General features: G+C 30.6%; 14 protein-coding genes. 5 read left to right on the top strand and 9 right to left on the bottom strand.

The genetic code is table 11. The features are described 5' to 3' along the window. Positions 1-21 precede the first annotated feature (21 nt). The gene (locus ACZ5N4_RS17075; protein ID WP_464203704.1) at positions 22-717 is read right to left on the bottom strand and encodes a winged helix-turn-helix domain-containing protein; all 696 of its coding nucleotides are present in this window, start codon (positions 715-717) and stop codon (positions 22-24) included. A gap of 182 nt (positions 718-899) precedes the next feature. Here ACZ5N4_RS17075 and ACZ5N4_RS17080 point away from each other — a divergent pair, with 182 nt between their 5' ends. Further along, positions 900-2,198 carry an SH3 domain-containing protein gene (locus tag ACZ5N4_RS17080; protein ID WP_464203705.1) on the top strand — a complete coding sequence of 433 codons (1,299 nt, stop codon included), beginning with the start codon at positions 900-902 and terminating at the stop codon, positions 2,196-2,198. A 157-nt stretch (positions 2,199-2,355) separates the two neighbouring features. On the opposite strand, the gene ACZ5N4_RS17085 is transcribed toward ACZ5N4_RS17080, so the two are convergent. Both ACZ5N4_RS17085 and ACZ5N4_RS17090 read right to left on the bottom strand, forming a co-directional pair. After that, positions 2,356-2,856 carry a putative ABC transporter permease gene (locus tag ACZ5N4_RS17085; RefSeq protein WP_464203706.1) on the bottom strand — a complete coding sequence of 167 codons (501 nt, stop codon included), beginning with the start codon at positions 2,854-2,856 and terminating at the stop codon, positions 2,356-2,358. Positions 2,857-3,045: 189 nt separating this feature from the next. After that, positions 3,046-3,528, bottom strand: a complete 483-nt coding sequence (locus tag ACZ5N4_RS17090) for a nucleoside deaminase (RefSeq protein ID WP_464203707.1) — start codon at positions 3,526-3,528, stop codon at positions 3,046-3,048. A 263-nt stretch (positions 3,529-3,791) separates the two neighbouring features. Between ACZ5N4_RS17090 and ACZ5N4_RS17095 the strand changes: the two genes are divergently transcribed. Further along, positions 3,792-5,138: a nucleobase:cation symporter-2 family protein gene (locus ACZ5N4_RS17095; RefSeq protein WP_464203708.1), complete on the top strand. Its 1,347-nt coding sequence runs from the start codon at positions 3,792-3,794 to the stop codon at positions 5,136-5,138. Between the two features lie 49 nt (positions 5,139-5,187). Here ACZ5N4_RS17095 and ACZ5N4_RS17100 read toward each other — a convergent pair whose 3' ends face one another. From ACZ5N4_RS17100 to htpG, 6 genes are all read right to left on the bottom strand, one after another. Beyond that, positions 5,188-5,934 carry a GntR family transcriptional regulator gene (locus tag ACZ5N4_RS17100; protein WP_464203709.1) on the bottom strand — a complete coding sequence of 249 codons (747 nt, stop codon included), beginning with the start codon at positions 5,932-5,934 and terminating at the stop codon, positions 5,188-5,190. 294 nt (positions 5,935-6,228) lie between these two features. Then, positions 6,229-7,869, bottom strand: a complete 1,641-nt coding sequence (gene aspD / locus ACZ5N4_RS17105; RefSeq protein WP_464203710.1) for an aspartate 4-decarboxylase — start codon at positions 7,867-7,869, stop codon at positions 6,229-6,231. Between the two features lie 128 nt (positions 7,870-7,997). Next, positions 7,998-8,441 carry an Lrp/AsnC family transcriptional regulator gene (locus ACZ5N4_RS17110; protein WP_464203711.1) on the bottom strand — a complete coding sequence of 148 codons (444 nt, stop codon included), beginning with the start codon at positions 8,439-8,441 and terminating at the stop codon, positions 7,998-8,000. A gap of 45 nt (positions 8,442-8,486) precedes the next feature. Next, entirely contained in the window at positions 8,487-9,470 is a 984-nt protein-coding gene (locus tag ACZ5N4_RS17115; protein ID WP_464203712.1) for an asparaginase, read from the bottom strand. A 706-nt stretch (positions 9,471-10,176) separates the two neighbouring features. Continuing rightward, positions 10,177-10,929 (bottom strand): exodeoxyribonuclease III, encoded by a 753-nt coding sequence (locus ACZ5N4_RS17120; RefSeq protein ID WP_464203713.1) that lies wholly within the window; start codon positions 10,927-10,929, stop codon positions 10,177-10,179. Between the two features lie 36 nt (positions 10,930-10,965). Further along, positions 10,966-12,834 carry a molecular chaperone HtpG gene (gene htpG, locus ACZ5N4_RS17125; RefSeq protein WP_464203714.1) on the bottom strand — a complete coding sequence of 623 codons (1,869 nt, stop codon included), beginning with the start codon at positions 12,832-12,834 and terminating at the stop codon, positions 10,966-10,968. A 160-nt stretch (positions 12,835-12,994) separates the two neighbouring features. On the opposite strand from htpG, the gene ACZ5N4_RS17130 reads away from it, so the two are divergent. The 3 genes from ACZ5N4_RS17130 (at position 12,995) to ACZ5N4_RS17140 (ending at position 14,669) form a co-directional block, all read left to right on the top strand. Further along, positions 12,995-13,255: a MoaD-like domain-containing protein gene (locus tag ACZ5N4_RS17130; protein WP_464203716.1), complete on the top strand. Its 261-nt coding sequence runs from the start codon at positions 12,995-12,997 to the stop codon at positions 13,253-13,255. Between the two features lie 169 nt (positions 13,256-13,424). Beyond that, positions 13,425-13,967 carry an MORN repeat-containing protein gene (locus ACZ5N4_RS17135; RefSeq protein ID WP_464203717.1) on the top strand — a complete coding sequence of 181 codons (543 nt, stop codon included), beginning with the start codon at positions 13,425-13,427 and terminating at the stop codon, positions 13,965-13,967. Between the two features lie 330 nt (positions 13,968-14,297). Next, positions 14,298-14,669 carry a BlaI/MecI/CopY family transcriptional regulator gene (locus tag ACZ5N4_RS17140; RefSeq protein ID WP_464203718.1) on the top strand — a complete coding sequence of 124 codons (372 nt, stop codon included), beginning with the start codon at positions 14,298-14,300 and terminating at the stop codon, positions 14,667-14,669. Positions 14,670-14,673: the final 4 nt, after the last annotated feature.

The raw sequence follows: 14,673 nt of genomic DNA on the forward strand, positions 1-14,673 counted from the left end.
ACAAAACTTAGGATATGCATCCTAAGCGTTCCAATTATTTACCAATCTATATCCCTGACCTCTTTTTGTTTCAATTGCATCTACAATACCTAAGTCCTCCATTCTCTTTCTTAACCTTGTGATATTAACAGACAATGTATTGTCATCTACAAATTCCACATCGCTCCACAATACTTCAAGTAAAGTTTCTCTTGAAACAATTTTATCTACATTTTTAAGAAGAGAATATAAAAGCTGAAACTCTTTTTTGCTGAGTTCTAGTTTTTTTCCATGATACTCAACTGTACTTTGATTTATATATAAAAGCAACCCATTTACTTCATATAGCTCATTATCACTACTTTCAGAATAACTTCCATAGACCCTTCTTATTACTCCTTTGATCTTTGCCAGTAGAACGTCATAAGAAAAAGGCTTTGTTATATAATCATCCCCTCCATTTTCAATAGCCATAACCTGGTCCATATCTGAATCCCTTGCAGATATAAAAATAATAGGAACATTAGATATTGTTCTTATATCTCGGCACCAGTAAAATCCATCATAAAAAGGAAGGTTGACATCCATGAGGATAAGCTTTGGATTATTCTTTATAAATTCACTTTTTATGTTTGAAAAATCTTCTACTAAGTATGCATTATAACCGTATCGCTCAAGATGATTTTTTATAAGAGCGCTAAGTTTCTTATCGTCTTCAATTATCATTATATTGTACATGTTCAGATACCTCACTTACCTTTGATATACAAAAAAGTTAATTTTACATAATTCATTATAGTACATTCTGTATAAAATTAAAGATTTATTTATAATTTTTTTGCCATAGATGTGTTAATATATATTTATAGAAAATTAATGAAAAGAATATTAACTTTTCCAAATAGGAGGAGATGACTTTAATGAAAAGCAAAAGAATAATATCAATTGTACTTTCACTTTCAATAACCGTTGGTTCTATATTAGGTACTTCTTATACAGCTAAAGCCGCTGACCCGCTGCATGGTGTTGTATCATCTAAACAAGGTTTGAACGTAAGAAGTGAATCTAACTCAAATGCAAAAATTGTAGGTAGTTTAAAATTAGATGAAAGCGTAGAGATATTGGAGACTACAGGTGATTGGTATAAAATCAAATTTGGTTCTTCTTATGGATATGTATCTAAACAATTCATAGTATTAGATAAAAATACACCTAATAAAAATACATCAAATGACAACACTCCACCAAAAGAAGATCAAACAAAAGAAAATCAAAATTCAAACACAGGTGATAAGACTCCATCTAAAGTACCAGAATATAAAAACTTTGATCAGAGAAAAAGCATAGATACGCTTAAACAATGGAAAATCAAATTTAATAGAAAAATAAAAGATACTGAAAGCAATAAAAATGAATTCAAAGTTATAGATAGTAAGGGCAATTTTGTTTCTACTAAAGTTCTAATAGAGGATTACTCAGTAACTATTATTCCATGGAGCACTAGTTATAACTATGAAGAAAACTATAAGCTAATTATCGGAGACAATATTGAAAGTGCTGATGGCATAAAAATAAAGTATACATCAACTTTACCTTTTAGTATTAAATCGAAGGTAAATTCACTTGGCCTCGGAGAAAAAGAAACAGAATCTGTAAGTAATGATAGAGATTATGATTGGTATATTGGTCAAAATGATACTGGGAAATATTCAAATGTAAACTCTGGTCCTGCTGCTGTAGCTATGGCTATTAAGTGGATAAACCCTTTGCTTGACAAGTCCATAGCATATATAAGAGATACATATGAAAACAGTGGATCAGCTTGGAGCATTAGTAATATCCTTTCTTCTCTAAAAGATTCAAATATAAATTATAGTTCTTGTGACGCAATAAACGAGGACTCATTAAAGAAACAACTTAAAGATGGAAAGATACTTATTGCTAATCTAAATCCTCAATATATAAATTATAATAACAACTCAGAATCGAAAGTTGGACGTTTCCATACAGTTGATGGAAATACATATACAGTTATTATAAAAGGCTATAAAGTAGTAGATGGCAAAACTTATTTTGAAATATACGATCCATTTAACATTAACTCAAATTACTTGGATGGTTCGCCAAAAGGAAAGAATAATTATTACCCTGCAAATGAGGTGTTAAATTCTCTTACAGCAGAAAATGTACATCCTATTGTAATAAGTAAAAGTAATTAAGCAGAAAAAATCCCAGTACTTAATACAAAAGTACTGGGATTTTTAATAATCTCACATCTATATTATAGAGTTTTACATCCGAAAATTGGCTTACAGCTCGAGATATATTTATAGTTCTTTGTGTAAGTTAATTTTCAGCCTTGAAACCTGACTTATATTACTGAAATGTTACTACTTTTTTAAAATAATTTATCAAGCTGTCTGGTTTTTCATCTCTATAGATATAGTATGATAACTCATCATCTAGCCATACAATCACTATACTTAAAATATACCAAGCTATACTATTTTGCAGATTGATCTGTCCCATGAAGTTAAATTTATTATTTGAATAATCCCATATATGTAGACCTAAAATAATATTGAGAAATATCCCTGAAAGTAATTCTACTGCTATAATTAATGAACCGCCCATTATTGTTTGCTGCCACATTTTCAAATTGTAATATCCTGGATAGTCATTCAAAGTGCCAATGATTACTGCACAAAAACCTCCTATAGGAAACATCCATAAAGAAGTCCATCCGCATAAGCTCAGCTCAGATATACCATTGAAACCAACTAAAGAATTTCCAAGGGCCCTTGTTATAATTTCTATATTCAGATATATGCTTCCGAAAACAAGAAAGTGAATTAATTTATTTTTAAAGTGTCTCATATTTTCATCACTCTCCTATATTTGTTTATATATATTTTTAGCCTTTTAGGCTCTTTTATGTTAGGAAAGAGGAGCCTATTTTGTATAAAGCTCCTCATTTCTAAAATAACGTACCTTTATTAATATGCAATGTACAAGTAATTCTCCAATAAAAAAAGATTAGCAATTATATGCTAACCTTTTTTGTATCTATTTCCAAAATCCTTCATGTACTTTTACAACTTCTTCTTCAACTTCTGAAATAGGTCCAACTACTTCTATGTTTTTTTGCCCTCTAGCGAAAACTTCTCTACATGGAAGATCAAAAGTAGGATTTTGTTCATTACTCCCTGTAAGTTCTAACAATCTTTTTTCGCTTATACCATAAACTACTTTCCTAACATTTCCCCAATATATTGCTCCTGAACACATTGCACATGGTTCTGCAGTGCTATATAAGGTACACTTCCAAAGAAAATCTTTAGAATACTTATGTGAAGCATTCTTGATAAGAGTGGTTTCTGCATGTCCTGTACAATTTGCTTCTGTTATTTCAACATTTTCTTGCTCCATAATTATATTTCCTTCATCATCAACTAAAACAGCACCGAAGGGTGTATTTCCATGTTCTCTAGCTCTTTGTGAAACTTCAATACACTTCTTAATATAATATACATCATCTTTCCAACTCATTTTAGTATCCTCTCTTTAACACACTATATAATAGATAATAGGTATTACTTATTATCTATTATATAATGTGTTACTAGAATGTCAACACTAAATAATCTTATTGACATATGGAAAAATATGTCATAAAATTGATATATATAATAGGTATTACCTTTATACGAAAACAATTTCACTAAAAAAGCTATCTTTAAAGTTTAGCAATATACTAAGGTTTATTCTTTGGTATATAAACATTTTAATAAAATTTCATAGGGGGCTCTATAATGCAAGAAACTGTAAAAAATGATCTTTTAAATGAAAAACTTCCATTTGGTAAGCTAACAGTTCTAGGCTTACAACATGTCCTTGTTATGTATTCAGCTGCTGTCATTGTACCAATTTTACTAGCTAATGCACTCAAATTATCAAATTCTGATTTAGCCTTTCTAATATCTGCAGACTTATTTACCTGCGGTATAGCTACATTTCTTCAAGTCTTTGGTATTGGAAAGCTCATAGGTATAAAACTTCCAGTAGTACTTGGTTGTGCTGTAATAACTCTTGGCCCTATGATATCAATTGGTAAAACCGATGGCTTGCCAGCAATTTATGGCGCTATTATGGTATCTGGTGTATTCGTTTTTATTTTTTCCTTCTTAATTGACAGAATTATCAAATTCTTCCCTCCAATTGTTACTGGTTCCTTAGTTACTATAATAGGTTTTTCATTAGTTCCAATTGCCTTAAATGATATGGCAGGAGGTGTTGGTTCTCCTACTTTTGGACAACCAAAAAACTATTTAGTAGCAGTTTCAGTACTAATTCTTATATTATTAATAAATAAATTTTTCTCAGGTTTTACAAAAGCAATAGCAATACTGCTTGGGCTTATATTGGGTACTATACTTTCTTCATTTCTCGGGATGGTAAACTTTGCTCCTGTTCAAACTGCTGCTTGGTTTAAACTTGTAACCCCATTCCATTTTGGTATGCCAACCTTTACTTTTAGCGGTGCCGTTTCAATGTGTATATTTCTGATCATTAATATAGTTGAATCAGTAGGTATTTTTTATGTTATAGCCGATATTTGTGAAACTAAAATTACATCGAAAGATATTGCTAATGGTATACGCGCTGAAGGATGTGCTCAAATTCTTGGAGGATTATTTAATTCGTTTCCATATGTTACTTTTTCTGAAAATGCAGGTATTATAACAATAACAGGTGTTAGAAGTCGTTATGTATTAGTATCTGCCTCTATATTATTAATCTTACTTGGAATTATACCTAAATTTGCTGCTCTTACAACAATAATACCTCATCCAGTTTTAGGTGGTGCAATGATTTGTTTATTTGGTACTATTGGTGCTAACGGGGTAAAAATACTTTCAAGTGTTAACTTTAAAAAGAATGAAAATTTATTAATTATTGCTTGCAGTATTGCAGTAGGTCTTGGTACAAGTGTGACTCCAGGATTATTTGATAAATTCCCTGAACTAGCAAGATTACTACTAGGAAACGGAATATTTACTGGTACATTTACTGCCATAATTTTAAATATATTCTTTAATTATGATGAATTGTTTAATAAAGTTTCAAACAACTTGTCAGAATCTAAACAATTTGTGTAAATATATAGGGAGGCGAATAAATATTTATTCGCCTCCCTATATATTTCTTTTAAAAACTTTTTTGTCTAATTAAATTAAATCTAATAATATTAGTATCTACATACTCATTCCCATAAATAATGGGTTTATCTTCTTCATCAAAATGGACAATTTCGCAATTTAAAAAAGATTTTACAGCTTTAGATTGAAAATACTTTTTTAGCATACTACCTTCTTCATTTGTAATAGTAGATAATTCTACTTTATCCCATGTTATTTTTCTACCTAGTTTTTCTCTTGATAATTCAAATATAGATATTACAAAGTCTTCTTTTGTTATTGAACTATCAAAAAACTTTTTTGCTATTCTATCTACACAATATACAGCAGGTTCCTTATCTGCATAGAAAATTCTTTCTATTATTACAATTTCATCCTCAGGCTCTATTTGTAATTTATCACTTTCTTCTTCAGATGCAGTTCTTGTAGTAACATTAACTGTTTTAACCTTTACCTCATAACCACTATCTATAATAACTTGTCTTAAGTCTCCAATAGGATTAAAAGTTACTTTCATTTGCAAAGCTTCCTTATTTACAAAAGTTCCTTTGCCTTGTCTCCTAAAAATAATTCCTTCTGTGGCTAGTTCATTTAATGCACTCCTTACAGTGATTCTACTTACCCCCAATTGTTCTGCTAAAATTTCTTCTCTAGGAAGCTTGTTACACTTATGGATATCTATAGACTTAATATATTTGTATATAGCCTTTTTTACAACTTGACTTAATCCTTTATCCTTTACAGGACTAATATCCATTTTATTACCTCCTCAAAGTTTACATATGATTATCAATTTGATAATACCTATTACCTAATAATTATATATATTTATTGCTAATACTGTCAAGTTCAGACTTTATTATGTTGCACTTCTATCAGAATTAGTTACTTTACTAGAATATTCCCTAGCTATACTTATTATAAGAATTTGATATTTCATTAAATTTTTTTAATTAATGTAAAAATATAAATCCTAATATCAATTCACATAATCTAAAAAATTGTATGATGATTTTATTAAAATCACCATACAATTTCTATAATCTTTTATTTATTGTTTTGATCTTTTTGATTCCTGCCATTCTGCAGCATAGTCTTGTAATATTTTGCGAAGAACTTGTCCAATTTTAGAGTAAGATTCATCATTAAGATTTGCAAGTGATATTCTAATAGACCACTCTGGCCCATGGAAACCGCTGCCACTTAATAAAACTATAGAAGATTGCTCTGCTAATCTTAAAAGAATGTCAACGGGCTTATAAGTTTCTTGTAGGTAATTTGCAAATTCATCATTATGATTACGGCTTGCCCACTCTAGTAAATCAAATTGAGTATAATAAGCAGCATCAAAAGGATCTTCCCTTAAATCCAATCCTAGTCCATCAAACAATAGTCTTTGACGACGACGGCAAATGTCTTTTGTTAATTGCTTATATTTGTTCTCTCTATCAAGTATGGCAAATAGCGAAAAGAATGCCATTTGTACTTGCTGCGGTGTCGACAATCCTGCAGTATGATTAAGCGCTACTTGACGGCTATCTGCTACTATTCTATCAATAAAAGGAATCTTATCAGGATTGGTAGAAAGCCCTGAATAACGCCTTCTTGCTCTTTCCTTTTTATCTTCATCCTGTTCTCTTAATAATTTATCAAATACATTGTCTTCATAAAGTGCAATAGTTCCAAGACGCCAACCTGTTACTCCAAAGTATTTTGAATAAGAGTACACTCCTATTGTGTTGTATGGTAAATCTGCCATTAATGAACAAAAGTTGTTTACAAAGGTACCATATACATCATCTGAAATAATCATTAAATTAGGATTATGATTCTCTACAATATTTTTTAATTGATCTATTGTTTCTGGTCTCATTGCTACTGATGGCGGATTACTTGGATTAACTATAAAAACTGCTTTTATAGTTGAATCACATAATTTATCCATTTCTGAGGCAGGATACTGCCATGTGCGAGCACCATCTTCAGACACCTCATCAGCTGTTATTTTAATAACTTCAAAATTATAACGTGGTAAATGAGGTATCTCGAGGTAAGGTGTAAAGATTGGTGCCATAAGTGCAATTTTGTCTCCTTTTGATAATATATTATTTGCAATTAAGGAATCAAAAATATAGCACATTCCCGCTGTAGCACCTTCAACAGCAAATATATTAAATTTTCCTTCTAGAGGTTCATTATAGCACAACTCTTGAATAAGGTAATCATTAACTACACTTTCAATATGTCTTAACATTCTATCTGGTTGAGGATAATTATCACCAATAATTCCATCTGCTAATTCATAAACCCAATCGTCACCATTAAATCCCTTAACTGTTACACCATAATTAATTATTTTGCTAAGAAGTTCAATCCCTGGGGCATCTTGATGTGCTTTTACAAAGTCTACAAAACGCTCTGCAATACCTTCCTTTTTTGGCATACCAGCTAAATCATTATCATTCCATACCCTGCGACTTTCCTCAACAGCAAACTGACCAAAAGTGAAGAATGCTTCTCTTGGTGTAGCTGCAATCCAGTTCGGATTTCCTCTACCTGCATCTAACAGTGAATGTGCACCGCTTTTCTTTGATTCCTCTGCAAGATTAATTAATTTATCTTTAAGTTCAAAAGGACTTATTTTTCCGTAAACTCTCTCAATTTCTTCACGTTGAAAACTAAAATTATTCATGTTTGTATCCTCCCAATCATGCTTCATTTATTATATTGTTGTATTGCTCTTATAATAATTATCTACTCTTGCCCTATGCAAATTGGATATATTAAACAGTCATTTGTTATTTTAATACTGTAATTTAATTAAATGTTTTTATCATCGCTTATTATATGCTCTTTTTCTACTGAAGAAAGTATTATGAATGTCTCCGTATTGCCAAACATCTGTATCTTTCCAATAAGTTTTTCTAGACTTGCAATATTCTCAAGTCTGGCTTTTAAAATCTTACAGTATGGCCCTGTAACATGATGGCATTCAATTATAGAATCCTCGTTTTTAATAAACTCCATAAATTTTTCATTTCTTTGAACATTCATACCTACGTTTATAAGCACATTAATTTTTTTGCCAAGTTTCTCATAATCTACTACTGCTTTGTAACCTGATATGATTCCTTCTTCTTCAAGCCTCTTTACTCTCTCTGCTACTGCAGGAGCACTGAGTGCCACCTTTTGTGAAAGTTCCTTCATAGGTATTCTTCCATCTTCCAGAAGCAATTCGATAATTCTATAATCTGTAGAATCCATAAACATTCCTCCTAGGAAAATAATTTCTTGTTTCTAAAATTCAAATTAATAATAGTTCTTCTCAAATATTTCTTTAATTTTAAACAAGTCCTTAGTCTCACCTAATGCTACCATTAGCTTGATTCTAGCTTTTTGTCCTGGAAGATTATCTCCGAGAATTACTCCTCTTTCGGTAAGCTCTCTTCCAGCGCCTTCATAACCATAATCATCAAGAACTTTACCCATAAGGCATCTGGAGACTAAAACAACTGGTATATTTTTTTCTAGAGCATATTCAACTCCAGAAACCATTTTGGGTGGAATGTTTCCTCTTCCCATACCTTCAATTACTATTCCATGTGTTCCAGAATCTACACAAAACCTCAAGATACGATCATCCATACCACATCCACATTTTATAAGATCTACATTGCTGTCTATTTCTTTTGTGGATATGTACTGATTTTTAGTGTAATTATAGTAAAAGTAAACTTTGTTATTATCTACAAAACCAATAGGTCCAAAATCCTTGCTCTTAAAGGTGTCTAATGTATGAGTATTGGTCTTAGTTACCTGAGAAGCTGAATGCACTTCTCCACTCATTACTACCATAACACCCCTATTTCTCGCCTCATCGGATATTGCAGTATACACAGCATCTATTAAGTTTGGAGGTCCATCCCAACCTGGTTCAGAACTATTTCTCATTGAGCCTACAAATATTACAGGCTTTGAGCCATTGTATGTCAAATCTACAAGATATGCTGTTTCCTCAAGCGAATCTGTACCATGAGTAACTATAACCCCATCATAACCTTCAATTTCAACCTTATTACTTATTAATCTTGACAATTCCAGCATTTTTTCTGGAGTCATGTGAGGCCCCGGCATCATGCCAAAATCTAAGAAGTGAATATCTGCAATATCCTCAATTTCTGGTGTATGATTTAATATATCTTCCCCACTCATAGCTGGTACAGCGGCATTATTATTTTCATTCTTTTTCATGGATATTGTTCCACCGGTAAATATAATAATAATCTTCTTCATGATAGTGCTCCTTTTTTATTATGCTAAAACATAATTATATTTTGAATTGTTTAAATATATATTTGCTGAAACTCATGAGCTCACCATCTAAAGTAGTTTTATTTTAGCATAATGTTTTTGTAGCGTACATGCATGAAATAATGCCATCTGATACTTTTACATAACTTAATTAGTTCTTTGTATAAAATTACTTAATTTAAAAAATCATTATTGAATTAACGATTAACTTAATAACAAAATACTTAAAATTTTACTGTATTTAACATAATGTTGTAAACTTTAATATACTTATATAGCTATAGATATCCGATTTCGATAATTGACTTAACCAAGGTATCCCTATGAATATCGCTAATAAATCAAATATTCTGGTTGGATATCTATAGTGTTAAAAATATTATTCAGTATTATACAATTATTGCTACTGCACATCTTGTAAATGATATCAAGGTTCATGTGTAACAATTATTAATAAATGAAAAATTAATAGAAAATATAAAATGAATGGATTAAAAAAGATTCTTTTAAGAGAAGACTTTTGACTTTGTTCATAATGAATAAGTTTTAAAAAAAATGCCAGCAAAAACTTTTCTATAAGTCTTATATAATATAGCCATACAAGACTTATAGAAAAAATATCTACTGGGCACATAATATTATTTATATATGTAATTATAAATTACGATGGTGGATTATCTATAGCTTCCTACTTTATAACAAGTTCTACAGGACAATGATCTGACCCTAGAACATCTGTATGAATGTCGACACTGACCAGTCTATTCTTTAGTAAGTTTGAAACACAGAAGTAATCTATACGCCACCCTGCATTATTCTTTCTAGCGTTAAATCTATAAGACCACCAAGAATACATTCCTTCTTTATCTGGATTAAAGTATCGATAGGTATCAATAAACCCAGCATCCATAAGTTCAGTAAACTTTCCTCTTTCTTCATCTGTAAATCCTGCATTTTTTCTGTTTGAACTAGGGTTTTTAAGATCTATTTCTTTATGCGCTACATTTAAATCTCCACAGACAATTATCGGCTTCTTTTCCTCTAAAGACTTTAAATAAGCTTTAAAGTCATCTTCCCATTTCATTCTGTATTCTAATCTAGCTAATTCTTGCTGAGAATTAGGTGTGTAAACTGTTATCATATAAAAATCATCGAATTCTAAAGTGATAACTCTACCTTCTTTATCATGATCTTCAATATCAATTCCGTATGCAACACTTAGAGGTTCCTTTTTTGTAAATATAGCTGTGCCTGAATATCCTTTCTTTTCAGCATAATTCCAGTATTGATGATATCCTTCTAGTTGCAAATCTATTTGACCTTCCTGCAGCTTACTTTCCTGAATGCAAAATATATCCGCATCCACCTCTTTAAAATAGTCTAAAAATCCCTTAGTAACACACGCTCTAAGGCCGTTAACATTCCATGATATTAGTTTCACAGCTATCCCCTCCAAATTTTACAATATGCTTACAAATTAACCTGCAATTTTTGCAAGTATTTCATTACTTCTACTTATAAAGCGCGACATCGCCTCTGCATCAAGCTGTTTATGGCTTATCATAGCAAGGTCATAAATATGCTGACAAATAAGATTTACATCTTCTTTTTTATCTTCCATCTTATCAAGCTCAATAAGCTTTTTAATCAGTATGTTGTTTTTATTTATAACTAAGGTTTGCTCTGAAGGGAACATATCCTTCATATCCATACCGCCAAACATAGAACTCATTTCAGACATTCTTCTTGACTGCTCAGAAAGTAATACCATAGCAGGTACTTCAAAAGTTTTTAGCGCCTCTATAGAAATTTTTAATTTATCATTGTTCAATACTCTTTTAAATATATTTTCTACATCTGCATTGAATTCTTTATTTTCACTATCATTATCAGCTTCAGCAGCTTTTAGTGTCTCAGATAAATCTGAATCTATTCTATTGAATTTAACTTCACTTTCATTAGATTCCAAGAAGCTTATAAAATGACTATCTATTGTAGAGTTCAATATAATTGCATCTAAATCATTTTCTTTGAAAAGCTTAATGTACTGAGCTTGCTGTTTTTCATCATTTACGTAGAAAACTTTATTTTCATGCTTTTCTTTATTAGCTTCAAGATATTGTTTTAGTGTTACATATTCTCCTTTAATAGTCTTGAATATGATTATATCTTTTACCTTTTCATAGAACTTTTGATCTCTTAGACATCCATATTTAATAAATATATGGATATTACTCCAAAAATTGTTGTAATTATCTCTTTCATTTTTATAAAGGGTAGTCAATTTGTCTGCTACCTTATTTACAATGTGTCTAGAAATCTTTTTAACATTGCTATCCTTTTGTAAAAAGCTTCTTGAAACATTTAGTGGAAGATCGGCACAATCAATTGCACCTTTTAGGAGCAGTAGAAATTCTGGTATAACTTCTTTTATATTATCTGCAACAAATACTTGATTGTTATATAGTTTTATTTGACCTTCTGTTGCTTCAAATTCGTGTTTTAGTTTAGGGAAATATAGTATTCCTTTTAAATTAAATGGATAATCTACATTTAAGTGAATCCAAAACAATGGCTCATTAAAATCAAAAAATACTTTTTTATAAAAATCTTTGTATTCTTCTTCAGTACAGTCCTTTGGAGCTTTTAACCATAGAGGATTTGTATCGTTTAAAGGCTGTCTTTCATTATCTTTTTCCTCACTTTTTGCATTTTCATTCTCAATAAATATTTCTACAGGCAAAAATGAGCAATGCTTACTGATAACTTCTCTTACCTTGTATTCCTCTAAAAATTCCTTACTATCTTCACTTATATATAAGGTAATAGTAGTTCCTCTTTCATTTCTCTGTGATGAAGTTATTTCATATTCAGTACCACCATCACAAATCCATTTTACAGCTTCTGAACCTTCTACATAAGAAAGAGTATCGATTTCAACTTTATCAGACACCATAAATGCAGAATAAAATCCCAATCCAAAATGTCCTATTATTTGGTTAGACTCATCCATTTTATCTTTATATTTTGCAATAAAGTCTTCTGCACCAGAAAAAGCTACCTGATTTATGTATTTATTAATTTCTTCTTCAGTCATTCCTATACCGTTGTCAATAATTTTTAATGTTTTATTTTCTTTATTTACTGAAACAATTACCTCATATTTTGTTTCCTCAGGTATCTTTGCTTCACCTATGGAAGATAGTCTTTTTACTTTACTTATTGCATCACAACCATTACTTATAAGCTCCCTTAAAAATATGTCTTTGTCAGAATACAACCACTTTTTTATAATTGGAAAAATATTTTCCGTATTGATTGAAATATTGCCCTTTTCTTTTACCATGAAAACCCCTCCAATTACTTTATTTCAGCATAATTTTATATCTTTTAAAAAATGATGTCAAGAGCTCTTTATTATAGCTATGAAGTTTAATATTGGATATTTTCAAATTTTAGTCTATATTATAATTAGTACTATTGAATAGCTTAAGAAGGTGATATATATGATAGTAACAAAAACTCTTGAAATGGGTGGAATTTATAGAGAAGATTTTATAAAGTACTTTCTTAGTATTGGTGGTAAAACAGAAAATCAAGAAGTCTTTAAGGGCCCTTATTGGGAGGTAGAAGTAGGTTATGAAGTTTGGTCTATGATGGGATCATTAAAACTTCATCATACTTTAATTACCTTTCATGTTGAGGAAGATAAATTTGAAGAATTTATTTCAAAATTTCGTTTAAATTTTTTAAGATGTGGTGGTTAGCTTTTTAATTTATGGAAGACAATAAAATAGAAAATATCATTATAATAATATAGAAAATAATTTGTTGTGGTGGTATAATTTAATTTGTGATGTGTAATTGATAATGATTTTCAATATTTAAAAATACTAGACCTTACTATCAACATTAATAATATGAGGAGAATCAAGTATGAAAAAAATAAAAATATCCACTACAGAATTAACTAATTTGAAAATAAATAATAAAGGTCCAAAGAAACACGTTCACGGCGGCAATTACGTAGGTGAACGTAAGGATGGTAAAATGCATGGTCAAGGAACTTACTTTTATAATGATGGCAGCAAATATGTAGGGCAATGGGAAAACAATGAAATGAATGGCGAAGGTACTTTCACTTGGGCATGTGGTGAAAAATACATAGGTCAATGGAAAGACGATTTACAGCATGGATATGGCATATACACCTGGCCTGATGGCGATAAGTATGAGGGGCAATGGGAAAAAGGTGAAAAATGCGGATATGGTATTTTTACTTGGGCTGACGGAGAAACCTATGTTGGCTATTGGAAAAAGGACTTACGTCATGGCAAAGGCATTCATACTTGGATAGATTGCGATAAATATATAGGCGATTGGGACAAGGATATAAGAGAAGGTAATGGCATGTATGTGTATGCCAATGGAAAAGTCTCCATAGGAAAATTTAAAGATAATGAACTTTTAATAGAGTAATCACTTTGTAAAGGCTTGTTGATATTTATCAGCAAGCTTTTTTATATTACGGTCACATAGGATGAAAAATGACTTTCTTCTATGTTAATTACAATGAAACTCCTTCTCCTTTCGTCGAATGAGTACTCGCTGAGTAAGCGATTCACTTCAAATCAGCACTCTGTGTAAGTGATCATCTAAAAATCACAGATTTTAGATGCCTACTTAAGATTTTGGATGCCTGCTTAAATGTAATATTTATACTTATTTGTATATTGACAACTTTGGATTACGGTCGTAAACTAAATACAGATTACAATCGTAATTCTTTTAAAAAAGGAGTGACTCTTTATGAAACAAATACCTAAAATATCAGAGGCAGAATGGGAAGTGCTTAAAATTGTATGGGCAAGTTCACCTTGTACTTCAAATCAAATAATTGAAGCTTTAGAACAAAGTACAGATTGGAGTCCTAAAACAATTAAGACACTAATAAACAGACTGGTAAACAAAAATGTGTTAGGCTTCAAAGAAGATGGAAGAAGATATCTTTACTATTCGTTAGTGGAAGAAAATGAATGTATAAAGGCAGAAAATCAATCCTTCTTAAGCAAGGTTTATAATGGTGCTTTAAAAAGCATGTTGGTAAACTTTATAAAAGAAAGCGATTTATCTAAGGAAGACATAGAAGATTTAAAACGCATTTTAGATGAGAGGAAATAGTATT

The organism is Clostridium nitrophenolicum (assembly GCF_055391695.1).

Bases quoted from the DNA above. Each gene is read 5' to 3' on its own strand.
- ACZ5N4_RS17075 (WP_464203704.1), bottom strand. From the start codon at position 717: ATGTACAATATAATGATAATTGAAGACGATAAGAAACTTAGCGCTCTT.
- ACZ5N4_RS17080 (WP_464203705.1), top strand. From the start codon at position 900: ATGAAAAGCAAAAGAATAATATCAATTGTACTTTCACTTTCAATAACC.
- ACZ5N4_RS17085 (WP_464203706.1), bottom strand. From the start codon at position 2,856: ATGAGACACTTTAAAAATAAATTAATTCACTTTCTTGTTTTCGGAAGC.
- ACZ5N4_RS17090 (WP_464203707.1), bottom strand. From the start codon at position 3,528: ATGAGTTGGAAAGATGATGTATATTATATTAAGAAGTGTATTGAAGTT.
- ACZ5N4_RS17095 (WP_464203708.1), top strand. From the start codon at position 3,792: ATGCAAGAAACTGTAAAAAATGATCTTTTAAATGAAAAACTTCCATTT.
- ACZ5N4_RS17100 (WP_464203709.1), bottom strand. From the start codon at position 5,934: ATGGATATTAGTCCTGTAAAGGATAAAGGATTAAGTCAAGTTGTAAAA.
- aspD (WP_464203710.1), bottom strand. From the start codon at position 7,869: ATGAATAATTTTAGTTTTCAACGTGAAGAAATTGAGAGAGTTTACGGA.
- ACZ5N4_RS17110 (WP_464203711.1), bottom strand. From the start codon at position 8,441: ATGGATTCTACAGATTATAGAATTATCGAATTGCTTCTGGAAGATGGA.
- ACZ5N4_RS17115 (WP_464203712.1), bottom strand. From the start codon at position 9,470: ATGAAGAAGATTATTATTATATTTACCGGTGGAACAATATCCATGAAA.
- htpG (WP_464203714.1), bottom strand. From the start codon at position 12,834: ATGGTAAAAGAAAAGGGCAATATTTCAATCAATACGGAAAATATTTTT.
- ACZ5N4_RS17130 (WP_464203716.1), top strand. From the start codon at position 12,995: ATGATAGTAACAAAAACTCTTGAAATGGGTGGAATTTATAGAGAAGAT.
- ACZ5N4_RS17135 (WP_464203717.1), top strand. From the start codon at position 13,425: ATGAAAAAAATAAAAATATCCACTACAGAATTAACTAATTTGAAAATA.
- ACZ5N4_RS17140 (WP_464203718.1), top strand. From the start codon at position 14,298: ATGAAACAAATACCTAAAATATCAGAGGCAGAATGGGAAGTGCTTAAA.